11 protein-coding genes are annotated in these 24,830 nt (G+C 59.5%); 4 read left to right on the plus strand and 7 right to left on the minus strand.

Going from position 1 to position 24,830, the window contains the following annotated elements:
• Positions 1 to 59: 59 nt before the first annotated feature.
• The gene (locus P8R33_RS03855) at positions 60 to 10,475 is read right to left on the minus strand and encodes a calcium-binding protein (protein WP_278327666.1); all 10,416 of its coding nucleotides are present in this window, start codon (positions 10,473 to 10,475) and stop codon (positions 60 to 62) included.
• A gap of 373 nt (positions 10,476 to 10,848) precedes the next feature.
• On the opposite strand from P8R33_RS03855, the gene P8R33_RS03860 reads away from it, so the two are divergent.
• Positions 10,849 to 12,020, plus strand: a protein-coding gene (locus P8R33_RS03860) for an IS3-like element ISEli1 family transposase (RefSeq protein WP_278327667.1) whose coding sequence is annotated in 2 segments (ribosomal slippage) — positions 10,849 to 11,101 and positions 11,101 to 12,020 — 1,173 coding nt in all. Because the reading frame shifts where the segments join, the coding sequence is not laid out codon by codon here.
• 29 nt (positions 12,021 to 12,049) lie between these two features.
• Here the strand turns inward: P8R33_RS03860 and P8R33_RS03865 are convergent.
• From P8R33_RS03865 to P8R33_RS03880, 4 genes are all read right to left on the minus strand, one after another.
• Complete coding sequence (locus P8R33_RS03865) at positions 12,050 to 12,391, minus strand: hypothetical protein (protein WP_278327668.1); 342 nt, start codon at positions 12,389 to 12,391, stop codon at positions 12,050 to 12,052.
• Positions 12,392 to 12,897: 506 nt separating this feature from the next.
• Entirely contained in the window at positions 12,898 to 14,241 is a 1,344-nt protein-coding gene (locus P8R33_RS03870; RefSeq protein ID WP_278327669.1) for an efflux transporter outer membrane subunit, read from the minus strand.
• Positions 14,238 to 17,354 carry an efflux RND transporter permease subunit gene (locus P8R33_RS03875; RefSeq protein ID WP_278327670.1) on the minus strand — a complete coding sequence of 1,039 codons (3,117 nt, stop codon included), beginning with the start codon at positions 17,352 to 17,354 and terminating at the stop codon, positions 14,238 to 14,240. Before P8R33_RS03875 ends, P8R33_RS03870 begins: the two co-directional genes overlap by 4 nt.
• Entirely contained in the window at positions 17,344 to 18,342 is a 999-nt protein-coding gene (locus P8R33_RS03880) for an efflux RND transporter periplasmic adaptor subunit (protein ID WP_278327671.1), read from the minus strand. Before P8R33_RS03880 ends, P8R33_RS03875 begins: the two co-directional genes overlap by 11 nt.
• 479 nt (positions 18,343 to 18,821) lie before the next feature.
• Between P8R33_RS03880 and P8R33_RS03885 the strand changes: the two genes are divergently transcribed.
• Positions 18,822 to 20,174 (plus strand): MBL fold metallo-hydrolase, encoded by a 1,353-nt coding sequence (locus tag P8R33_RS03885; RefSeq protein ID WP_278327672.1) that lies wholly within the window; start codon positions 18,822 to 18,824, stop codon positions 20,172 to 20,174.
• Positions 20,175 to 20,394: 220 nt separating this feature from the next.
• On the opposite strand, the gene P8R33_RS03890 is transcribed toward P8R33_RS03885, so the two are convergent.
• A complete protein-coding gene (locus P8R33_RS03890; RefSeq protein WP_278327673.1) occupies positions 20,395 to 21,816 on the minus strand; it encodes an aldehyde dehydrogenase family protein in 1,422 nt (473 codons plus the stop codon).
• Between the two features lie 127 nt (positions 21,817 to 21,943).
• Here P8R33_RS03890 and P8R33_RS03895 point away from each other — a divergent pair, with 127 nt between their 5' ends.
• Together P8R33_RS03895 and P8R33_RS03900 are read left to right on the plus strand one after the other, a co-directional pair.
• Positions 21,944 to 23,080, plus strand: a complete 1,137-nt coding sequence (locus P8R33_RS03895) for an acyl-CoA dehydrogenase family protein (protein ID WP_278327674.1) — start codon at positions 21,944 to 21,946, stop codon at positions 23,078 to 23,080.
• Positions 23,077 to 23,805, plus strand: a complete 729-nt coding sequence (locus P8R33_RS03900; RefSeq protein ID WP_278327675.1) for an acyl-CoA dehydrogenase family protein — start codon at positions 23,077 to 23,079, stop codon at positions 23,803 to 23,805. The genes P8R33_RS03895 and P8R33_RS03900 overlap by 4 nt, the downstream gene beginning before the upstream one ends.
• Here the strand turns inward: P8R33_RS03900 and P8R33_RS03905 are convergent.
• On the minus strand, positions 23,802 to 24,818 hold the full coding sequence (locus P8R33_RS03905; RefSeq protein WP_278327676.1) for a helix-turn-helix transcriptional regulator: 1,017 nt from the start codon (positions 24,816 to 24,818) through the stop codon (positions 23,802 to 23,804). The two genes, P8R33_RS03900 and P8R33_RS03905, sit on opposite strands and share 4 nt — an antisense overlap.
• Positions 24,819 to 24,830: the final 12 nt, after the last annotated feature.

Below are 24,830 nucleotides of genomic sequence, written 5' to 3' on the forward strand. Positions count from 1 at the left end.
CAATCCTCCTTCTAGTTCGCGAATGCTGCCGTCGTGCAGGCATCAACCGATCAGGATTGCTAAACTACCCAGGTATCGCTCCCCAAAAAGTTCGCCATTCCAGTTTCCAGTTCGATCAGAACGGGGCGTGCCGATGCCTGCGGTGCTTCAAGATCGTAGGAAGCCATTCTGACAGGCGATGACCCAACTTGATTGGGGTGTGCAGCATCGAACCACGCGTCCAAATCGAAGTTGCTTTGTTCGAACTGGGGACCATTTAACTGATCGACTTCGGCGACAAAACGGCGGACTCGCGGATGAAGCTCACCGATCATGTCAGGTCTGAGTTCAGCTAGCAAATCCTGCAAATCCCGACCGAAGTTCGAGCGCCAATCCGCCAATGGGTCAGTGAGTGCGTCTGACTGCTGCGGTCCCGAGAAATACGTTAAGGCAGCATCTGCAAACTGAAGGCTCGTTCCATTCGAGAGAGTGAAGGTGCCGTAATTCAGGATAGCAGTTTCGCCGAACCCGGTTCGCGCCTCAACGCTTTCGCCCGCAAGATCGATTGATGCAATCCCCAATGATGCGAGTGTCGCTGTTTCTCCTTCGTCAACGATTCCGTCCCCATTGGCATCGCACCAGACACCGAACGCCATGAACGCTTCGTCATCGGAGCTCAGGATGCCGTCTGCGTTGCTATCGAATGCGCGGAGCCCGGCCAGATCGGAAGGCGCACCAGGCACATCGTCAGTAAAGCTGATTTCCGAGGCATCCGTCATCGTCCCGTCCCCGTTGCGGTCGAGGAAGAGGAAGCCATCACGAGAGCCGATCCAGCTCGTGTCGTCGCCTATGCCATCGCCATCGAGGTCGAATGAAGCTCGGCTATCGGAAGCGCTTACAGTCTGGATACCATCACCGCCGAGATCGAGGATGATTGGTGAAGTAACTCCCACGGTGGTGCCACCCTGAAACTCGAGCGTCTCGATACTAATGATCCGATCGACCCCGTCATCGCCATCGATGGCGGCTTCATCGTCGGTAACGTAGACAGCGCCGCCGCTGGTCGTGATCGAGTAGTCCGTGGACAGGCCGCTATATACTGCGCGGTCGGTATGTCGCCCGCCATCGAGCCAGTCGTCGCCGGTCCCGCCGAATAGGATGTCGTTTCCATCCTGGCCGTAAAGCGTGTCATTGCCAACGCCACCGCTCAGGCTGTCCGCACCTGCCGTGCCGTAGAAGACATCATCGCCGCTGGTCGGTGCAATCGATAGGGAGACGAGATAGCTATGATCCCAGATTGTACCATCGGCGAAATGCACTTCTTCGATCTGGTTGCGACTGTCCGTCACCGCATTGTCGAGCGTGATGCTGTCGGTCGATCCTGCAAATGTCAGTACCAGGTCATTGCCACTATCGCCTTGGGAAACCGTGACATTGGCCGGATCGATCCCGATCCCCAATTCGAGAACGTCGAAGCCGCTGTGTCCGCCGACGAACCTGTCGACCGTGTCTCGGATGATATCCTGGCCGTCTCCGACCTCGAAAACGAAGATATCGTCGCCACCTTCGCCTGACAGCAGGTCGTTGCCCGTCCCGCCAGTGAGTATGTCATTGCCATGGCGACCGCGAAGCGTGTCGTCACCACCTGCCCCGGCGATAATCTCGGCTGCCTCGCTGCCATGGAAAATGTCGTTGCCTGGGGTCGGAGTCATCGATCTCGCCATGAGATCGTCGTGAGACCAAACCGTACCGTCTGCAAAGTGTACTTCTTCAATTCTGTTACGAGTATCGGTAATCGCGTTGTCGATGGTGATTTGGTCAGTCGATCCGGCGAATGTCAGGACAAGGTCATTACCGTTATCCGCCTGACTGACGGAGACATTGGCCCAATCTATGCCAGCCCCCAATTGCAGGATATCGAAACCACTGTGTCCACCGACGAACCTGTCGACCGTGTCCCGGATGATGTCCTGACCGTCTCCGACCTCAAACACGAAGGTGTCGTCGCCGCCTTCGCCTGACAGCAGGTCGTTGCCAGTCCCACCAATAATCGTGTCGTTGCCGTGACGACCGCCGAGCGTGTCATCACCACCTGCCCCAGCGATGATTTCGGCTGCCTCGCTGCCATAGAAAATGTCGTTGCCCGCCGTCGGTGTCATCGATCTAGCCATAAGATCAGTGTGCGACCAAACCGTACCGTCTGCAAAACGCACTTCTTCAATTCTGTTGCGAGTATCGGTAATCGCATTATCGATCGTGATGCGGTCGGTCGATCCGGCGAAACTCAGTACAAGGTCATTACCGTTGTCCGCCTGAGAAACCGTGACATTGTTCGGATCGATCCCAATACCCAATTCGAGAACGTCGAAGCCGCTGTGTCCGCCTCCAAAGCGATCCACCGTGTCCCGAATGATATCCTGACCGTCTCCAGCCTCGAACACGAAGGTGTCATCACCGCCTTCGCCGGAGAGAAGGTCGTTGCCCGCTCCGCCTATCAGAGTGTCGTTCCCTTGACGTCCACGGAGCGTATCGTCTCCTGCTTCGCCAGAGATGGTTTCTGCGGCTTCGCTACCGTAGAAGGCATCGTTGCCCGCCGTCGGCGTCATCGATCTTGCCATGAGGTCACTGTGCGACCAGACCGTGCCGTCTGCAAAACGCACTTCCTCGATCCTATTCGGTTCGTACGTGATGGCGTTGTCGATAACGATTTGGTCTGTCGAATTCGCGAAGGTCAGGACCAGGTCGTTGCCGTTATCTGCCTGCGCTACCGAAACATCGGCTGCATCGATCCCAGCACCGAGAAGCAGTACGTCATTGCCCCCGTATCCGCCGCCAAAGGTGTCGACCGTATCTCGGATGATGTCTTGGCCATCTCCAGCTTCGAAGACGAAGGTGTCGTCGCCGCCCTCGCCCGAAAGCAGATCATTGCCCGTTCCGCCGATTAGCGTGTCATCTCCCTGACGTCCGCGTAGAGCATCGTTCCCAGCCAATCCAACCAACGCGTTCGGATTTTGATCTCCGAATATAGTATCATCGCCTGTAGTTGCGCCAGTTGCCAGAGACAGCATGTATTCGTGCGTCCAGACTGTGCCGTCGGCGAAATGAACCTCCTCGATGCGGTTGCGATCATAGGTGATAGCGCTGTCAATCGTAATCTGGTCAGTCGACCCGGCGAAGGTCAGGACAAGATCATTGCCGTCACCTGCTTGCGAAACAGTTACGTCAGTCGAATTGATGCCCACGCCAAATTCTAAGACATCGTTCCCGCCATAGCCGCCGCTATAAACATCGAAAGTATCGCTGATCGTGTCTTGGCCATCGCCTGCGTCGAAGAGGTACGTGTCGTCGCCCCCTTCGCCCGATAGGATGTCATTGCCAGTGCCGCCGATCAGCGTGTCGTTACCTTGACGTCCACGCAAGATGTCGTTGCCAGCCAGCCCAGCAAGAGTCTCCGTGTTTACTGTCCCGTAGAGCAGATCATTGCCGGTAGATCCGACGGTCGCGCTTGCTAGCAGGTCGTCGTGGGTCCACACTGTACCGTCGGCGAAGCGAACCTCCTCTATAGCATAGCGGCTATCGACAATCGCCTGATCGAGGGTGATGCTGTCACCGTTTGTTCCTATTGTCAGGACGATGTCGTATCCGCTGTCCGCTTGGCTAATCGTTACATCGCCTGGAGCAATTCCGGCACCGAGCTCGATGATATCGAAACCCCCGGATGTGCCACCGAAATATTCGCTGATGGTATCTTGGCCGTCTCCTAGGGCAAAGACATAGGTATCGTCGCCGCCCTCGCCCGAGAGCACATCGCTACCCGCACCGCCGATAAGGACGTCGCTGCCATCCCGCGAGCGGATAATGTCATCGCCCGCCTCGCCGGAAAGCGACTCTCCGCTGCTACTGCCATAGAGCACATCATCTCCGGGCGTTGCAATCATGACCCGGGCGACAAGATCGGCATAAGTCAGCACCGTTCCGTCAGCAAACTCCAACACTTCGATCGTCGAGGCTTCGTCGGTGGCGACATTGGCCAGAGTGATCTGATCGCTGGAGTTGGTGAAGGTGAGAATGATATCGGAGCCCGTGACGTTTCTCGAGAAGACAAGCTCGCTTTCCAGGATGCCGGTGCCAAAAAGAAGGCGATCATTGCCTCCACCCAGGACGGTTGCGCTATTGTCGCTAATCGTGTCCTGACCGTCTCCGCGCGAGAAAATATAGGTATCATCGCCAAGACCGCCATGAAGGACATCGTTTCCGCCGTTTCCTGCGAGGACATCGTCGATCCAGAAACCTTCGAGCGTTTCGTCGGCTGCCGTCCCTTGGAGCAGGATGGCCATGACGTCTTCTTTGGAAAGCACCGTACCGTCGGCAAATTCGAACCGCTCGATGTCGCGCCATGTCCAATCGTGATTGCCCTCACGTTCGAGACCGCCTTCGACCGTGAGTGTATCCGACGAGCCAACCAAGCCGATAATGAGGTCGCCGCCGCTTCGAGACCAGATGACATCGGCTTGCGTTACATCTGTACCAAAGAGGATGCGATCGTCGTCCGCTGACAGGACATTACCGACGCTTTCGCGGATGATGTCATTGCCCGAGCCATAGCCAAAGACGTAGGTGTCCGAACCATCGAGTCCGCGAAGGATGTCGTTGCCAGCGCCGCCGTCGATATGATCATCCGTATTGAACCCGAGGATCGTCTCGTCCGCCTCGGTTCCGGTAGTGAGGATATTCTGGATATCGGTCTTCGTCATGACCGAGCCATCTGCAAACTGGATTTGCTCGATATCATGGTTCGAGAAGCCCGAACTCATGTGGAACTGATCGACGATGGTTATCGAGTCCGTCGTCCCGGCAATCGATATGGTCAAGTCATTCCCGTCACGCACGAAAGTGAGATCGTTTGCGGCGATCCCGGCGCCGAAGACGATCTGATCGAAATCAGAGAAGAACTGGTGTCCGACAGATTCCTCGATGATGTCCTGCCCGTCGCCGAGATTGAAGTAGTATGTGTCCGATCCATCACCGCCACGCAGAATGTCGTTACCACCCAAGCCAGTAAGCTCATCGTTCTCAGAGGTACCATCGATAGTGTCGTCGCCGCTCGTGCCCGCCATCACGAAATTCGCGACATCTCGTTTCGTCCATACGGTGCCGTCGGCGAATTCGAAGAACTCGATATCTTCCCAGGTGAAACCGAGCGAGTAAGAGAACTGACCGATAATCGTCACGGAATCCGATGTGCCATCAATCGAGACGATGAGGTCTTCGCCATCACGGGAAAGACGGATGTCCAACGGAGTTATTCCGCTTCCGAAGACAAGGCAATCGCTGTCGTCCAAATTGGCGAAGCGAACACTCTCGACGATCGTGTCCTGACCATCTCCGAGATTAAATTCATAACGGTCCGACCCGTCGCGTCCGAACAGTGTGTCGTTACCTAAACCGCCAGCGAGCGTGTCGTCGGTATGATAGCCCTCGATGATGTCATCACCATCGGTCGCAGCGAGTAGCTGCACCATGATGGCCTCCTTCGTGATCTCAGTGCCATCTTCGAAACGAAAAAGCTCGATGTCGTAGTTCGTAAAGCCGATATAGTTCCTGAACTGGTCAACGATCGTGAGCGTGTCGGTCGTGCCGATGATCCGAACAATGAGGTCCGATCCATTTCTTTCGAAAGTCAGGTCATCGGCAGTCAGGCCAGGGCCGAATTCCACCACATCGAAATGACTGAAGTTGAGGTCGCCTACGCTTTCCTCGATCCGGTCGGAACCTGAGCCGATCCCGAAAACATAGGTATCATCGCTATCACCCCCGCGCATGATATCATCACCAGCGCTCGCCTCGAAACGATCTTCCATGGCAAAGCCGGTGATGACGTCATCACCGGAAGTCGTCGCGGCCTCTATCGCGAGCCGGTTCAGATCCTGCCAAGTCCAGACCTCTCCATCTGCGAATTCAATTCTTTCGATGCGACTGTTCGAAAACGCGCCGAAGACGCCGGTGTGGTAGTAATCGTTCTGGCCATGGAGGGTGACCGTATCTCCGCCCGAGCCTATCGCGAGCGTAAGATTTGTCCCGCTGGTGATGATCGATATGTCACTGGGCGTAATTCCGGCACCAAGCCTGAGTATATCCGGTGTCGTATCGACGGACACGAACCCTGATCCGAGGATAAATGGGTTGTTGTCATCGATGACGTCCTGGCCGTCGCCCAGATTGAAGATGTACGTGTCGGCGAAGCCGCCACCGGACATGTAATCGTTGCCAAGACCGCCGGTAAGCGTGTCTTGGTAGAGATCACCCCAAAGACTGTCGTCGCCATCCGTGCCGGTCGTGACGTCCAGCAACACATCTTGCCAGCTGATACGAGTACCGTCGGCAAATTCGAACCATTCGATCCGGTCGAACCACTGCGAGCCCAATGTGCCAGTCTGGAAACCGTCGAACTGGTTGAGGACAGTCAGCGTTTCGCCCGTATCGAGCGTAATCGTCAAATTTGGTGCGGACGAAGCGCGCGTAAAGCTGACGTCGGAGAGATCGATGCCCTCTCCGAAAACAATAGTGTCCGCGCCGTGAAGGAGCGACAAACCGCCGAGGCCGACATTGATATCGATAAAGACCGCTTGCTCATCGATGGTGTCGTTGCCGAACCCCCGAGCGAAGTAATAGGTGTCGTTGCCGTCGAGACCGATCAAGAGGTCATCGCCCAGGCTCGGCCCAAAGACATCGTCGTCGCCGAAGCCGCGCGTCACGTCATCGCCATCGGTTGTTTCCGCAGCGATCAGCATCTGCTGAACGTCGCGGTGGGTGTAGACCTCACCATAGTGGCGGAACGAGAAAATCTCGATCCGCGAGTTTGGCGCCAAGGGATCGTTGTAACCTAGGGAGAGATACCCGAACTGGTCTTCGATCGTGACGCTGTCGCCGCCGGTGCCGATCGTGATCACAAGGTCGTTAGGATTTGTCCCACGCGTGAAGACCAAGTCTTCGGGCGCGATATCGTCGCCGAAGATAACCATGTCGGCTGCACGAAGCAGCGGGGTAGTCTGGAAATCGCGAATGATGTCCGCGCCGTCGCCGAGATCGAAAACGTAGAGGTCGGCATCGTCACCGCCGCTCAGGATATCGTCGCCCTCGCGCCCCTGGAATACGTCGGTGTGCATGGTGCCTTCCATGACATCGTCGCCTGACGTTCCCTCACCGATTGCGATGGCGATGTCCGGGATTTCCATAACCTCGCCGTCGGCGAACTGGATTTCTTCCAGACCGAGATTGTTGCTGAGCAGTGTGTCCGTACCGATCGGGACTACGTCTGCAAATTGACCGATTATGGTAACCGTATCGCCGGTCGCATCGACCGTGAGCACCAAGTCCGCTCCGACCCTATCGACCGAAACTTCCGACCGGTCGATATCGACGAAACGGATGCGGTCGCCGGTCTGTGCGCCTTCTTCATCATAGATGGTAACCGCACCGAAGCCGCGGGACAGCAAATAGACATCCTGCCCCGCACCACCATTGACAGTATCGCCGTCGCCGATGCTCGAAAAGATCGTACCGCCCTCGCTTTGGACGAGCGTTTCCGCAGCGGACGTTCCGACCACGAGATTGTCGATACCAAGTGCGGGCGCGAGGCTCGCGATATCCAGCGAGGTTCCGCTGGCTACGATCGCGGCTTGCAATTGCGCCGCCGCAAAATCGGCTCGCACGATATTACCGTCGAACCGGTGCGAAGCATCCTGTATGGCGGACAGTAACTCGCCCCAGCTTTCCCATTCGGCGAGGGCGGCGGTCAAATCGCTCGATAGCCCGCTTAGGATTGCGGAATACACGTTTTTGAGGGAGTCTGCGCCGTCCAAGACGATAAGGTCGAGGTCGGAGCGGTAGGTCAGCCCGGCAAATGCGGGCAGCGCGTCGCTCTGCACGATGAGGCGTAGCGTCAGGCTCTGCAGGGTGTCCGTCCAGCTCGCTTCGAGCTCTGGCAGGTTGTCAAGCAGCACTTCGCCAGTGGCTGGATCGCGCGGAGCGATTTCTTGGCCGCTGAACGCTTCGAGGAAGGCCAGCTTGCGCATGTCGAAGCCATCGGTTCCGAGCGCATCGGGTGCCATTCCATCGACGCCGGCCCAAGCGTAGAGGATCGCCTCGGCGCTTGACTTCAGAAGAGAGAGGTCTGTGGTGGCCAGCTGGTCGAAAGCATCGACCTGAGACAGGATTGCGGCGTCCTCGCTCATAACAACGCGCAGATCGGCGACATTGCCGAAACCGCGCAATTCCGGCAGCGCGGCTGCGGCAGCCGAAACGCTCGTTCCGCCAAGATAGCGCGTATCGATATGGCTGATATCAAGTACCGCATCGCCCGCCATGCGGGTCGAGCCGTCGGTCATGGTGACGAGTGCTTCCGCGGCGATCGTATTGCCGCCGATGTTTATCGGATCGGTCGGAGCGGCTGCAGCAAGACTGATCGACTGGATTCCAAGCTCTGCCAGCGTGAACAGCTCGCCCGCATCGGTCTCGCCGTCGCTGTCGAGATCGCGCCAGACGCGCAGTTCGTTGAAGACGGCATCTGCAGCGTCGATCACGCCATCCGCGTTCACATCGTGCGTCGCAAGTTCGGCGAAACCACCCTGAGTCTCGTCGCCGAAGAACTCGGTGCTGTCGTCGACGATGCCGTTGCCGTTTGCGTCCAGCACAAGAAAGCCATCGTCCGGCCGAACCCAGCCGGTTTTCTCGGCAAAGCCGTCGCCATCGAACTCGAAGTGGACGCCGCTGTTGCGCTGGGTGGTCAGTTCATAACCATCGCCGTCGAGGTCGAGGACGATCGGGTCCCAGCCGTTGAAACCGACACCGAAAGCGGCCTTGAGCGATAGATTTATATACTGGGTGAAGGTATCTAGTGTCGGATTTTCCGTGAGGCTTGACTGAAAGACGACCACTCCACCGCTGGCTGCGCCTGAATCGAGGTCGAGGTGGTAGTCATCGATTCTGGCAACGCCCCCAAGGCCCCAGCCGATATTGATACCGAGGCTTCCGTCTGCGTTCTTCTGATAGCTCGCGAACTTCATTGTCACTGCGTCGACGAAGAAGGAAGCAGCCAGAAGCATAGACGCGCCGGCGACAGGGAATGCGTTGACCAGATTGGAGAACGGCGTCCAGTAAGCCGTGCCGCCTTCCATCCACCATTGCTTCGTTCCGCCGAACAGTCTTATGCCATAGTACGTGGTGTCAGCCGCCTCCCCGTCAGCGATTACGGTATTGGAGCCTATGTGAAACTCATCCGCCCCCTGCCCGCCGTACATGACTGTTGAGCGACCTGCTGAATGCAGCTCGTCGTCATCAAAACCACCATCCAACACGTTAAATGCACTTCCGCCGAATAGATGATCCGAGCCAGATCCACCATGAAGAACATCTGTTTGTGTTTGTGACGGATTGGAACCGTTAAGTTCAGGATAGATCCATTCCTCCTCCTCGGTCGACGTTTCGGAAAGCGACCACCAAGATGAAATTGAACGATTGGCCGCAAATGCCCGACCATCACCGTAGATGCGATCAGCCCCTCCACCCCCAACAATATTGTTAGACGCCAAATTTCCGATCAAAACATCGTCAAATGCTGATCCCTCAGCATTTTCAACGACTGTACCAAAAGCAATCCCAATATTGTAATTTCTGCCTTGCAGGCTATCTATGTCACTGAGCGAGCCCTGGCGCAAATCTATAAGCACGCTCGTTGATTGGTTTGATCCACTGAATGTGTCAGATCCACTAGCATCCCATACAGCAAGCTGATCGTAATCAGAGTCAAGCTCACTTGAATGGCCCACACCCATATTCTGAAAGTTCGTAGACGAGGAAAATTGATAGAAATCGCTAGGATTGTATCCTGCGTTTATTCCATATCGACTTTGAAGCGCATATATATCGAAAATAGCTAAGTTGGTATTCACTCTATCAGAAATACCTTGCGTGTACGATGTTACCGTATATCGATCATCAAAGCTGCTTGAAAATGTACCGTTCACAGAGTCTGTAAGACCGAAGACATGAAGTATTTCATGCAGAACGACATAATCGGTGGGACGTATAAGATTACCCTGATTTAAGGGGAAAAAGAAAATTTCGTTATGATACAAACCAGTATTAAGATCAAGCAGAGATGGCGCCGTCTGCCCCATGTGATTTAAAGTCGAATTCGCCGTATAAAAGTTGATATTCGCGGTACGGGCATCACCTTCAAGAAGCTCTTCAAATTGTATGCCCGCTATTACGTTCTGTATCTCAGTAAAAGATCGATATATGCTTTCTCTATACTCATATATTGAATTATTTAAATACTCAGACCACGGCGCGTCATTTAAAAGACTTTGATGTATCTGACCGTTACTGTCCAGCCATACCTCATCTAAATCAGATCTCAATCGAAAAAGAGTGATTTCAGGGAGTATTTCAATACCATTATTGACGATGGCAAGTGCGTTCGATGAACTTGTCATTTCATTTGTCGCTTTCCGATGGAGCTTCAAGTAGCAAAACGTCGTCGCACGTGAATGGATTGCCGTCTATCTTGCAAGAATAAGGAGCGTAGCGATACAATGCCGTGGCATATCCAGCGAAAAAACTCACGGTAATAAGCACTATCGCGTATAATAACTGCCTCATATTGGAAGCTCCAATTTCTCTCAGAAGGCGAAACCTAGGGATCTACCCTAACAAATGATGGCCGTCTTGGCGACATGAGATTTCGTACTTCACATATACTGACGTAACTCCCAAGCTTCCCACCAGCTAGTCAGAAGCACGTGACGTGACCCCCTGATTTTCCTCCAAGTTGGATTAGAGTCCGGCCCTGACAGAAGGACGGACGAGATGAAGAGAACGAGGTTTTCAGAAGAGCAGATCATCGGCGTGCTCAAGGAGGCGGAGGCGGGAGCGAAGACCGCCGACCTGGCCCGGCGACACGGGGTTTCGGAAGCGACGATCTACAACTGGAAGTCGAAGTATGGTGGGCTGGAGGTGTCTGATGCCCGGCGGCTCAAGGAGCTCGAGAGCGAGAACGCCAAGCTCAAGCGCCTGCTGGCCGACACGATGCTGGACAAAGCGGCGTTGAAGGATCTTCTGGCAAAAAAGTTCTGACGCCCGCCGCGCAGCGGGAAGCTGTCGCTCATCTTCAGGCATGCCACGGGATGAGCGAGCGGCGGGCGTGCCGTGTCATCGATGCCGATCGCAAGAGCGTGCGTTACCGTTCCACCCGGGGCGATGACGCCGATCTGCGTGAGAAGCTGCGCGAGCTGGCCAACCAGCGACGGCGGTTCGGCTATCGCCGTCTGCACATCCTGCTGCGCCGGGAGGGGATCATGATCAACCGGAAGAAGACCCAGAGGCTCTACAAGGAGGAAGGCTTGGCGGTGAGGCGTCGACGCAGTCGCAGGCGCGCAGTCGGCACGAGGGCACCTGCTCCGGTGCTCGCCTTACCGAACCAGCGCTGGAGCCTGGACTTCGTGCACGACCAGATGGCGTCGGGCAGGAGGTTCCGGGTGCTCAACGTGGTCGATGACGTGACAAGGGAGTGTCTGGCAGCGGTGCCGGACACGTCGATCTCTGGTCGCCGTGTCGTTCGAGAGCTGACCGAGCTGATCGCCCAGCGTGGCAAGCCCGGCATGATCGTCAGCGACAACGGAACCGAGCTCACCAGCAACGCCGTGCTGGCATGGTGCGGCGAGATCGGCGTCGAGTGGCATTATATCGCGCCCGGAAGGCCGATGCAGAATGGCTATGTCGAGAGCTTCAACGGTCGCATGCGGGACGAACTGCTCAACGAGACGCTGTTCATGAGCATGGCCCATGCCCGTGTCGAGATCGCCGCCTGGGTGGATGATTACAACCGGGAGCGACCGCACTCATCGCTTGGCTACGCAACACCGGCGGCGTTCGCCGCCGAACTGGATAAGCAATGGCCTGCTTCGCTACGCCCTACGGGCTCCACTACGCAGCCCATTGCTTCAATCGCGCTTATGCGCAAAACAACCGCCCAGCTCTAATCCCAGCTGGGGGAAAGCTGGGGGTCACGTCACACGAACTGCATGCGGTCGTTGGGGAGATCGACCGCCACCGCTTCTCCGCGCAGGCTCTTATGACGATCGGCCATATCGGGCAAAAACGCTGTCCGGTTTCCCGCAGTTACTTCGTGAACCGATAATCCCGCCCGCAATTCGTCAGGCGTCTCGACTTCCAAAGTCATTCGGAATCGATGTGAATCGTCGGTTAGTGGTGAAACGAAATCGCATGAGGGGAGGAGCAGACTGAGAACGCCAAGTGCCGCAATTTTCGCGAAAAATCTGCGCTCAAGGACTTGTGTTCGAGCCGAGCTGCAAATTAAAGATTGACGAAGTTTTTCATAGAACTGCAACATTGCGACCGCCCTGCCTCTGCTGTTAATCTCTAATGTGGAAAATATTGTACCCAATATTGGAAAAACGGACACGGCTCAGTGCGCTCACTAAATTTCTTCACGGCTCGATAGTTGCACTCGATCTTCACCGTTGTCATGCAAAAATCGGCATTGTGACAGCTCTAGTGATCGTAGTGACCCACACGGGTGGCGTTCGGGCCGACCAGTAAGAATGTTTACCAGCAACCGATCGCCATAAATTGATGTGTAGATGGACTGACCGCTTCCAGCCCTTCCCCTCGTTGTCTGGCAGAACCGTAATAGCTTCGATAATATCCGGGACAGTCCATCCCAGACCTTACCATAGACTTTGGCTCAATTTATGTCGCAAGGAATATTTGAAAAAATCCCCTTTACTTTCAATCATTTTTGCATCCCTCCTGCTCCGCCACACATAGCCTTGCCCTGGCCGTATCGCGCCCCAGTTTCGCTCGTTCCGGGAACGCGCCCCGGACATGCGGGAAAGATCAGTCCGAACCGATGCCTGCGTGGAACGCGGTGTGGGAACTGGCCAATGCAGCATCGCTGTCGATCAACGACTGCCTGCTCGCAATCAGTTGGCGTTGCGCATCCAGCACATCGAACAGCGATGCGAGACCTTCGCGATAAAGAGCATTGGATTGCGAGAGGGCGACCTCGCTCTGTTCGATTGCTTCCGACAGCGCCTCGCTGCGCTGTTGATAGGCTTCGATCGCGACCAGAGCGTTTTCGACTTCGCCCAGCGCGTTCAGGAATACGCTGTTGTACTCCGCGAGCCGGGCTTGGGCCTCGAACTCGGCAGCGGCGACTTCCGCCCGGCGCCGACCACCGTCGAACAGCGGCAGATCGAGCGCGGCGCCGATCCCGACGAGAAAGTCGCTGAACAGGCCGCCGAGCGTGCCGTCACCGATACCGATCGTCCCTGGAATGGTCAGCGAAGGTCGCAAATCCGCTCGTTCGATCCCGATCGCGGCTGCCGCTTGCGCGAGCCGCGCTTCGGCCGCGAGAATATCGGTCCGCCGCCGCATCAGGTCTGCAGGAACACCTGCGGGCGGACCCAGTCCGTAATCGGGGATTTCGGCCTCTTCACGTGTCGGAACAGCGAAAGCGCCTGGCGGCTCGGCCAGAAGGATCGCGAGGGCGTTCTGCGCTTCGTTGCGTGCGATCTCGATGAGACCGCGCCGGGCCCGCGTCTGCGCGAGGTCGGCTGCGGCTCGCCGCACGTCGAGGTTGGCGGCAAGACCGGCTTCGAACCGCAAGGTGACGATCCGGAGCGTCTGTTCCTGCAAGTCGGTCGATTGCTCCAGCAGTTCGAGCTGCGCTCCGGTGCGACGATACTCGATATACTGGCTGGCGATAGCCGCGGCCACGATGCGCCGTTGATCCGCAAGCAAATATTCCGCTTCGGCATAATCTGCAGCGGCAGCGCGGACTTCGGCCGCAAGCCTGCCGTTGATATCGGGATTGAACAGACCGAAAAGGCCCGCACTCGCAGTGATCGCGCTGTCGTTTGTCAGGGATGCGCCAATCTCCGCCGTTCCATCGACCGAAGGAAGGAGGTCCGACCGTTCGGCGCGCAACAGTTCCGCTGCCGAACCGAGCCGGTCGGTCGCCGCGTCGATATTAAGGTTGGCGGCAAGGCCCTGGCGCACGAGCGTGTCGAGCACCGGGTCGTTGTAGCCAAGCCACCAGTCCCGCTCGATGCCCGAGGGCGGAAGGTCCGTCGCATAGGCCGGCGGTGCCTCGACGACCGGGATCATCACCTCCGGCTCGACGCCCGCACAGGCGGACACCATCAGAGCCACTCCGGTGGCAGCCAACAGCCTCTTCATGCCGGAGCCATCGTCATGTCTTCGTCCACGTCCTGGATCTCGCTATTCAGGCGCTCCAGATCGACGTTGCGCGGTTTGCCGAAACGCGCGATGGCGAGGTAGATGACCGGCGTGAGGAACAGGGTGAAGATGCCCGCGATGCCTAGACCGCCGAAAATTACCCAGCCGATCGACTGGCGCGCTTCCGAGCCGGCTCCGCTCGCCAGGATCAGCGGTACTGCGCCGAGCACGGTCGAAATGAGCGTCATGGCGATCGGGCGCAGGCGAATGGCGGCGGCTTCTTCGACTGATTCGCGCACGCTACGGCCCTGCTGGCGCAACTGGTCGGCGAATTCGACGATCAGGATGCCGTTCTTCGCCATCAGGCCGATCAGCATGACGAGGCCGATCTGCGAATAGATATTGAGCGACACGCCCGAAAGATACAGCGAGAATATGGCCGCTGCGAGAGCGAATGGCACGGTCAGCAACACCACGAACGCGCTCGTGAAGCTTTCGAACTGCGCCACCAGCACGAGGAATACGATGATCAGCGAGAAGCCATAGGTCAGCAGCAGATCGTTCGAGGTCTCTTCGAGGCTTTCGGCCTCGCCTTGCAACAGCATGTCGATGCCCGGACCCACGGCGTCTTCCGACAGGCGTTCGATTTCATCTACCGCATCGCGTAGCGGCGTGCCCGCTTCGATGTTCGCGCTGACCTCGATCGCGCGGCGCTGTTCGGTGCGGTCGAGTTCGGCGGCGATGCCCTGTTCTTCGATCTGGGCCAGCGTGGAAAGCGGGACCAGGCTACTCTCGCCGCCGACTGTGCCCCGAACGTAGAGGTTGCGCAGGTCGGAAGGGTTGGTGACCGTCACCGCCTGCGCTGTCAGGAAGATCGGCACCGCCTGGTCGCCTACGTTAAGATCGACGAGGTCCTCTCCCCCGATCATCGCCCGCAAGGTTTGGGACAGATCGTCCAGATCGACGCCGAGATCGGCAGCGCGCTGCCGGTCGATCTGCACCGACAACTGTGGCTGTGTCGGCTGGTAGGAGATTTCGGCATTCGAGAGGATATCCGACTGGGTGTCGATCGCGGTCGCGAGCGCCTGCGCCGATGCGTAGATCGTATCGTATTCGGCGCCGGTCAGGGCGACCTCGATCCCGTTGCCGCCGCCGCCGAAGCTCAGCGTCCCGCGCCCGCGCGCGTTGGTGCGTGATCCCGGGATTTCCTGCAGCGGTTCGTTGAGTTCGTCGACGATCTCCGTCTGGCTACGGTCGCGGTCGCTCCAGTCGGCGAGCTGTGCTGTCACGCGCACGCGGTTGGGATCGTATCGGCCGACGATGGAGAACGTGCTCTCGATTTCGCCACTGTCGAGATAGGGCTGGAGGACGCGCTCCACCTCGTCGAGTTCGCCGTCCATGAAGTCGAGGCCGACCCCGTCCGGTCCGGTCGCATCGACCGTGATCACTCCGCGATCCTCGTCCGGCACGAGTTCGTTGTCGAGCTGCGAATAGAGCAGGCCCGCGGCCACTGCGACCACAATAGACGCGATGCCGACCAGTTTCGGCCGGTCGAGGCAGCGCCTTAGTGCGCTTTCGTACCAGTTGTTCGCCTTGTGCCCCCAGCGAGAGAGGTGTCCGCCTTCCGTCTCCTCCTTGTCGCTCGTCAGATCGAAGCGGGCGGCGAGTGCGGGCACGAGGGACAGGGCAACGAAACTCGATATGATGACTGCAACCGCGAGGACGAAACCGAATTCCCGGAACAGCCGGCCGGCCTCCGACGGAAGGAAACTGATCGGCACGAAAACCGACACCAGCACTGCCGTGGTCGCGACCACTGCGAAAAACACCTGCCGCGTCCCCAGCACGGCGGCCGCGCGCCTACCAAGCCCCTTGTTCTGCAATCGCTGCGCATTCTCGAGCACGACAATGGCATCGTCCACGATAAGACCCGTCGCCAAGACCAGAGCTAGCAAGGTCAGCAAATTGATCGAGAAGCCCATGAGCCAGATACCGGCGACCACGCCGACAAGGGCAACCGGGATCGTCGCACTCGGGACGACGGTCGGCCGCCATGCCCGGAAGAACACCAGCATCGTCCCGACCACGACGAGGATCGTGAAGCCGAGCGTGATGAGCACTTCGCGCACGGAAATCCGGATGAATTCGGCGTCGTCGGATACGACTTCGATGGATATGTCGGAGAAGCGCTCGTTCAGCCGGTCCACACCCTGCCGGATGCCGTCCGAAATCTCGATCGTGTTAGAACTTGCCTGCCGCACGACGCCCAGTCCCACGATGGGCCGTCCGTCGAGCCGCACGAAATTCGTGGCATTGGCGGGCGCGAAATCGGCCTGGGCGACGTCGCCGACGCGGGTGGTTCCGTTAATGACGACGTTCTCGATCAGTGCAGGGCTCGTCGCACTCGCTTCGGCGCGCACCACCAACTCCTGCGCATCCGAGCGGAACGAGCCGACCGGTACGTCGTAGGGCGCATTCTCCAGCGCGTCCGCCACGTCGGTCAGCGTCAGGCCGAAACGATTGAGCCGCGCCGGATCGACCGAGACCCGCATCTGCCGTGCGCGGGTCCCGAACTGCTCGATGCTCGCCACACCTTCGGCAGCCAGCAATTCCGGCACGATGTCGTTCTCGACGATGCGTGTCAGCTCGGCTTGGTCGTATTCGGTCGATTGCACCGCCAGCGTCATGATGGGCTGGGCATCCTGATCGGCCTTGACCACGGTCACCTGCTCCACCCGCTCGGGCAGGTCGCGATTGACGCGGCTCACCGCCTCGCGCACGTCCGATGCCGCCGTATCGAGATCGATGCCGGGATTGAACTCGACCCGGATGCGCGAATTGTTTTCCTCGCTGGACGAGCTGATCTGGCGTACGCCGGAAACACGCGCGACCGCATCTTCAAGGATGCTCGTCACTTCGGAATCCATCGTCTCGGGCGCGGCCCCGGGCAGGCTCGCCGTGACAGAGACGATGGGGCGGTCGACATTGGGCAGTTCGCGGACCTCCGCGCCCAACAGCGCTGCAATCCCGGCAATGACGATCAGCAGGTTGAGCACGCCGATCAGCAGCGGTCGCTTGACCGCCAGCATGGGCAGGTCGAACTTATTCTTCATCGGCTGCGGATTGCGGGGCCGCGCCTTGCCGGTCGCGAACCCGGACCTGCTGCTCGCCCGATCCCCCATTGCGCACGATCCGGATATCCTGACCGTCGCGAACCTTTTGCACGCCTTCGACGATCACGCGGTCCTGCCGGCGGATTGCGCCGTTGACGAAGACACTTCCTTCCCGCCGCGCCGTGATGGTGACCGGCACCCGGACCGCTTTCGCCTCGCGGATCACGAAGAGGTGCGAACCTTCGCCGCCCCACACGATCGCTTCTTCGGGGACGACGGGCCGGGTTTCGCCTGCGCGATTGAAGGTTACGCGAAAACTCATGCCGGGACGCAGCCGGTCGTCCTCGTTCGGAATCGCTGTGCGTACGATAAAGTCGCGGCTGTCCTGCGAGATGCGGGTGTCGGTTGCCACCACCCGAGCATCGATTTCGCGCGAGGGGTCGGAGAATGGCGTAACCTGCACGACCTGCCCCGGCCGAAGCGCGCTAAAGACAGCCTCCGGCGCAGGAAAATCGACGTAGAGCGTGCCGCGCTGGTCGATCTGGGTGATAGGCGTCGCATCGTTCACCCGGTCGCCCGGATCTATCTCGGTCAGGCCGACATGGCCACTGAACGGCGCGCGCACGACCCGATCGGCCAGTGCGGTTCGAGCCTGTTCGAGGGCGACACGGGCGGACGCGAGCGCGGTTTCGCCCGCCTCGATCTGGCTTTCGGAAATGGCCCCGGTATCTTCGATGCGCCGATACCTCCCGAGAAGCTGATCCGCCTCGCGCACGTCGACTTGCGCCGCTTCCACCGCGAGCCTCTCCTGTCTGGAATCGAGACGAACGAGGGGTTGCCCGCTGCTGACGAAATCGCCTGCGCTGAACAGCACGTTCGTAACACGGCCGTCGGTCTCGGCATAGATTTCGGCCGAGGTGGCAGCCCGCGCGGAACCGATCGCTTCGACTTCCAGCTCCTCGGGAAGAAGGCGGATAGTCTGCGCCACGACCGGAACGGCCTCTCGTTGAGGCTCGGTTTCGGATTCTCCGCAAGCCGTGCCGAGAAGCGCAAGAGCGACGGCGCTAAGTCGAAAGATCGGACTGGGCACCCTTGCGACCTAACGAATATACAGGGCCGGGGGAAGCAGGATAGGCAGACTCTACGAAGAATTTGGCGGATCGCTGTGACCAGAAAAACTGCACGGCGGGAATTGGTATTTCCAAGTCGAAACGTACAAGTCTAGCCCGCTGGCCGGGCATTCCCTTCCGCATCCGGCTCGATCGAGGAGTTGGTGCCGGTTGCAATCGACGATTAAAAGCTACGGCAACACGAAAAGCGTTCCCGGGACGGTGCGGCTGCTGTGGAGCGACTCCTGTTTTTTCGCCGCTAGCGCGAAGGCTGTGCCGTCGGCGTCAGACGTGTAGCTTGTCCGAGGGACGGGATCGGTTCGCGCCGGTCCCGCTTTTTCCTTACGAAGGAGGCACCATGCTGCTCGAGAAAATCAAGACACCCGGCCTGTCCCACCTGTCCTACCTGATCGGTTCCGGCGGCAAGACGGCCGTTATCGATCCGCGGCGCGACTGCGAATGCTACGTGGAAATGGCACGCGCCGAAGGGTTGGAGATTACCCATATCTTCGAGACCCATCGCAACGAGGATCTGGTGTCCGGAGCGCCGATCCTGAAAGAACTGACCGGCGCGCGCGTCTTGCACGGTCCCAATTCTGCCGGCCCTGTCGAGTATGCCGAAACGGCGCATGAGGGTGACGAGTTCGAAATAGGCCAGCTTAAAATCAAAGTGCTGGAGACACCGGGACACACGGACGATCATCTTGCTTTCGTGCTCCACGACACGGCCTATCCCGAGGGACCGGTCGGCGTGTTTACGGGAGATGCGCTGTTCGTCGGGGACGTTGGCCGCACGGACTTCTATCCCGATCGCAAGCGCGAGGTTGCTGGCCTTCTCTACGATTCCCTGCAGAAAATTCTGGCGCTCGGCGATCAGGTCATCCTCTACCCGGCACATGGGGCAGGATCGGTCTGCGGGTCGGGCATGGCGGAACGCGAGTTCTCGACCCTCGGCCACGAACGCGCAAACAATCCGCGGCTGCAATTCGAAAGCCGCGATGCTTTCATCGACTTCAAGGTGGAGGAAAACCACTACCAGCCGCCCTATTTCCGGCTGATGGAGCGCCTTAACCTGGAGGGCGGCGATGCTGCACCTCGCGTGATGCGGCCCAAGCGGCTGTCGCTGCCCCAGTTGGGCGACATCGAGGTCGAGCATCTGGTGGATGTGCGCGAGCCGCTTGCCTTTGCTTCAGGCCATCTTCCCGGTTCCACGAACCTGCCGGTCGGGATGATTTCGGCATTCGCAGGATGGTTCATTCGCGAGGGCGAGAAGGTCGCTCTTGTTGCTTCCGATGAAGACCAGCTCGAAGCTGCCATGACGCATCTCGTGCGGATCGCTCTCGACACTATCGAAGGCGGCTATGTCGGCGTCGTGCCTGCCGCTGCGCAGGGCCAGGCGATGCGGACCATTCCGATGATCGGAACCGAGGAAGTCGAGCGTCGCCTCAGAGGCGGCAGGGATAATTGGACGCTGCTTGATGTAAGGGATGCGGACGAACGCGCAGAAGGCGCTATCGAAGGCTCTCGGCATATCTACGTGGGCGAACTTAACGAGCGTTATCGCGATCTCGATCCGGCACAACACTACACTTTGATGTGCGCCAGCGGAATGCGGGCCACGGTCGCTGCCGGCTGGCTTGCGAGCCGCGGTTTCGACAAGCTGGACATCTATCTCGGCTCCATGGGCGCATGGAAAGCGGCCCATGGCTGAAGCGGATCAGGCGACCTTCTGGAGTGAGCGATACGCGAAGGACGAGTATCTGTTCGGGACCGCACCGAACGCCTTTCTGGTGCGCGAGGTGAGAGGTTCAACCTCCGTCGCCCGATTTCACCGCCGATAAAGCTTTTTACCAGCCCGAGATGTCGAAACGACTACGCCAGCAGCTGCATGCCGCTGGCGTAGCCTGTAGAATTGACGCAGTCCGATGTGCTCAGACGACCGCGTCGCGCTTGACCGTGATCACCTGCGGGTAGGTGAATTCCTTCAGCCCATCGACGCCGTATTCCGCGCCGAAGCCCGACTGCTTGTGCCCGCCGAAGGGCGAGAAGGGCGACAGGTGCATGAATTCATTGATCCAGACGGTACCGGTTTCGAGCTGCTCGGCGATCTCGACGCCCTTGTCGGTATCCTTGGTCCAGACCGCACCGGCGAGGCCGTATTCCGAATTGTTCGCCCGCTCGATGACTTCGTCGATGCTGTCGAACTTGAGCAACGGCATGACCGGGCCGAACTGTTCCTCGGCCACGATCCGCGCATCTTCGGGCGGATTGTCGAGGATGGTGATCGGCACGTAATAGCCGGTGCCCGACGGGTCCTTGTCGCCGCCGGTCAGGAACTTGTAGCCATTGTCCTTGGCGTCCTGGATCAGCTCCAGGACGCGGTCGTACTGCTTCTTGTTCTGGATCGGGCCGACGCCCGTCCCCTGATGCGAGCCATCGCCCACGACGACGCTCTTGGCATATTCGGCAATTGCCTTGCTGAGATCGTCGTAAATGTCCTTGTGGATGTAGACGCGCTTGGCGGCGATGCAGACTTGGCCGGCGTTTGAGAAGCTGGACCAGAACAGCTGCTCGGCCACCTTCTCGACATCGGCGTCGGGCAGCACGATCGAGGCATCGTTGCCGCCGAGCTCCAGCGTGATCCGCTTGAGGTCGCCCGATGCGCCCTCCATGATCTTCTTGCCGGTCGCTGTGGAGCCGGTGAAGGTAATCTTGTCGATATCCGGATGCTCGGTGATTATCGGGCCGAGGTGATCCTCGCCGGTGATGATGTTGACGGTCCCTGCCGGAACCACGTCCTTGATCAGCTCGGCAATGCGCAGCGTCGTCAGCGGCGTGAAGGGCGAAGGCTTCAGCACGATGGTGCAGCCCGCGACCAGCGCGGGGACGATCTTCTGGATCGCCATCATGACCGGGAAGTTCCACGGCACGATGCCGCCGACCACGCCTACCGGCACGCGGCGCGTGCGGCTGAGGCGCTGGTCGTCGTCCTGGTTGACGACATCGTCCAGCGTCAGCGTCGACTGTGCTGCGGCGAGGCCCGCGGCACCGTAAATCTCCTGCTGGGCCTGCGCGTGCGGCTTGCCCTGTTCGGTGGTCAGCAGGCGGAACAGTTCATCGGCATTGTCCTTGATCGCTGCGGCAATGCCCTGGACGACTTTCTGGCGCTCTTCTTGCGAGGTCTTGCGCCAGTCCTTGAACGCACGGCGGGCGGCGGCGACGGCGCGGTCCAGCTCGTCCTTGCCGCAGGCGGGCACCCGGCCGACGACCTGCTCATTGGCCGGGTTCAGCACGTCCAGCCATTCGCCGTTGTCGACCATCTTGCCGTCGATGAGGTTCTTGTAATCGGTCATGGGCTCTCTCCTCGCAAATTGGGGGACTCGTTTCTCTTGCCGATACACTGTCGGGATTCGTTGCTCGTTGCAACGGGTCTTGCGGTGCGGCGGCAAATTGGTGAGAGAGGCCGTGAGAGGAGAATGCGTGCAGACCTTCGTCACCGAAGCCGTCGATTGGCCGGACAGCGCACCCGAGTTGCGGGCCGGGGTCCGCGGGCTGGTGGCCGAGCATGGCGAGCGCGATCCGGTCTGCCGGGCCAATTGCTGGACCAAGGCCGATCCGGACTTCAGCCGCAGGCTCGGTGAGGCAGGGCTGCTCGGCATGACCTGGCCGAAAGAGTATGGTGGCCATGAGCGCAGCCAGCTCGAGCGCTATGTGGTGATCGAAGAATTGCTGGCCGCCGGCGCTCCGGTCGGCGCGCACTGGATCGCCGACCGGCAGAGCGGGCCGCTGCTGCTGCGGCTCGGCAACGACGAACTGAAGGAGCGCTGGGTGCCCGGCATGGCGTGCGGCGAGGTATTCGCATGCATCGGACTGTCCGAACCGAATTCGGGCTCGGACCTTGCCTCCGTCAGGACATCCGCACGGCGGGATGGAGACGATTGGATCATCAACGGGCAGAAGGTCTGGACCACCGGCGCGCACTGGTCGCATTTCATGATCGCGCTGATCCGCTCCGAAGCCGGTTCGGAGCGCCAGCAGGGCCTGTCGCAATTCGTCATCCCGATGGATGTGCCGGGTGTCTCGGTGAAGCCGATCATCGATCTCACCGGTGCGCACGAGTTCAACGAGGTGTTCTTTGAGGATGTGCGCCTGCCTGCCTCGGCATTGCTCGGCGAAGAAGGCCAGGGCTGGCGACAGGCAACGGCGGAGCTGTCGCTCGAGCGCTCCGGGCCGGAGCGGTATTTATCGTCGATGGTGCTGTTCCTGGAACTGGTGCGTCATGGCGAGAAGCACGCCGATCCCTCGGTCCGCGACCTCGTCGGCAGGATGGCATCCGATGCCTGGACCTTGCGCATGATGAGCGCATCGGTCGCGGCCAAGCTCGCGCGGGGCGAAGATCCCGCGCTGGAGGCGACCATGGTCAAGGATCTCGGCAATGCCTACGAACAGGCGATCCCCGAGCTGTTGCAAGGTGCGATCGAGATGGACCTGTCCGGCGACGAGGTCCTGGCAAGCGTCACGGCCTATCTACTGCAGGTCGCGCCCAGTTTCTCGCTGCGCGGCGGAACGCGCGAAATCCTCAAGGGTATCATTGCGCGGGGACTTGGACTGAGATGAGCGATACCCGCCGAATGCTGGCCGAGATGGCCGATCCGCTGTTCGCCGAGCTGGGGCCTACGGCGAGCGAGAGCGACTGGTCTAGGCTCGATGAGCTCGGCCTGCCACTGCTGCTTGTGCCCGAAGCGGACGGCGGCTTCGGCGGCAATCATGTCGACGCACTGACTGTCTTCCGGCTCTCCGGCTATCACGCGCTCGGCCTGCCCTTGGTCGACCGGATCGTCGCCAGCCGCGAAGAGGAAGGAACCGAAGCGCATTTCCATCTCGGTGCTTTTGCCCGCGCGGCGCAAATCGCCGGCGCTCTCGATGCAGCATTGGCGATGAGCGTTGCTTACGTGAACGAGCGCCAGCAATTCGGCCGCCCGCTCGGCAAGTTCCAGGCGGTGCAGCAGGAGCTGGCAACGTTCGCCTGCGAAGCGGCAGCCGCCAACTGCGCCACGATGGGCGCGGCCGAAGCGCTCGACCGCGGCGATGCTGCGTTCGAGATCGCCGCAGCCAAGCTGCGGGCCAATCGCGCGGCGAGCGAAGGCGCACGGATCGCCCACCAGGTCCATGGCGCAATCGGCTTCACGCAGGAATATCCGCTTCACACCTTAACCGGCCGCCTTCGGCAATGGCGCAGCGAGTTCGGCAGCGATGCATATTGGAGCAAGGCGCTCGGCGACAGCGTGATCGCCCGCGGCGCGGATGCCTTCTGGCCGGACCTCACCGCGCGGACCGACTAGGCCAGCGCCAGCACTCCGGTAAGGATGTTGCGCACGAGGTCGACCTGCCCGCGCGCGCCGGTCTTGGCGTAGATCTTCTTCGAATAGTACCGCGCCGTCTCGATGGTCAGGCCGTGTTGTTCCGCCGCTTCGGCAATCGACAGCCCCTGCGACAGCGACCATGCCAGCCGCGCCTCGGCGGGTGTCAGGTCGAACAGATCGGCCAATTGCTCGTGCCGGTCCGCGCTGGAGGAGCGGTCGCCGCGAAGATAGAGCATGGCAACGGCACGGCTGTCGCCCACGAGGGTGTCGAGATGGATGGGCGATACCAGCACCTCCACCCAGGGATCTCGGCTGAGATTGAGAGCGCGGGGACGCAGGTGCCGATCGGCTGCACATTCGCGTACCAGCGCGGTCAGCTGGCGGTCGAGTTCCGGCGAAGATGGTGTCAGGCGATCATACGGGCCGCGCCGCAATGCCCCCGACCTGGAGAGGAAGCGGTCTGCCTGGGGATCGCATTCGACGATGCGACAGCGTTCGTCCAGCGCGACCCACCCGAAATTCATCCGCGCCAACGCATCTGCGCTCAGCGAGGCCCGTGCCTTTTCGCGCTCGATACTGGCAAGCACGCGCAGGGACACGCGGAAATATGGCGCGAGAGCGGTGAGCAGGCGCGAATGCTCGGCATCGAGGTCGTTTCCGAGCAGCGCCATCCACGCCTCTATCCCTTCTGCCCCCGTCATTCGGATCACGCGCATGTCCGGCCCGCCCGCAATCGGCTCACCCAATTCGTCCGCCGAATAAACGCGGCCCTCCCGCAGATCGGCGAAAGGCAGTTCTGCCGATGCCGGCATATTTCCATCGACGAGATAGATTTCGCCCCGCGCACCGGGAATTCTCAGGCGGATCAGCGCGCTGTCGACGCCTGCAACGCGCCTCAGGCGACGTAGAAACGTGCCCCACATCGGCTGCTCGAAGACACCCTCCTGCAAGGGCACAAGCAGTTCGACCTCGCCAATATTGGGAATACGCATGCACGCATTATA

The sequence above is a fragment of the Qipengyuania flavescens genome (assembly GCF_029688735.1).
Lineage (GTDB): Bacteria > Pseudomonadota > Alphaproteobacteria > Sphingomonadales > Sphingomonadaceae > Qipengyuania.

Coding starts and splice junctions, on each gene's coding strand:
- P8R33_RS03855 (WP_278327666.1), bottom strand. CDS start 10,475: ATGACAAGTTCATCGAACGCACTTGCCATCGTCAATAATGGTATTGAA.
- P8R33_RS03865 (WP_278327668.1), bottom strand. CDS start 12,391: ATGTTGCAGTTCTATGAAAAACTTCGTCAATCTTTAATTTGCAGCTCG.
- P8R33_RS03870 (WP_278327669.1), bottom strand. CDS start 14,241: ATGAAGAGGCTGTTGGCTGCCACCGGAGTGGCTCTGATGGTGTCCGCC.
- P8R33_RS03875 (WP_278327670.1), bottom strand. CDS start 17,354: ATGAAGAATAAGTTCGACCTGCCCATGCTGGCGGTCAAGCGACCGCTG.
- P8R33_RS03885 (WP_278327672.1), top strand. CDS start 18,822: ATGCTGCTCGAGAAAATCAAGACACCCGGCCTGTCCCACCTGTCCTAC.
- P8R33_RS03890 (WP_278327673.1), bottom strand. CDS start 21,816: ATGACCGATTACAAGAACCTCATCGACGGCAAGATGGTCGACAACGGC.
- P8R33_RS03900 (WP_278327675.1), top strand. CDS start 23,077: ATGAGCGATACCCGCCGAATGCTGGCCGAGATGGCCGATCCGCTGTTC.
- P8R33_RS03905 (WP_278327676.1), bottom strand. CDS start 24,818: ATGCGTATTCCCAATATTGGCGAGGTCGAACTGCTTGTGCCCTTGCAG.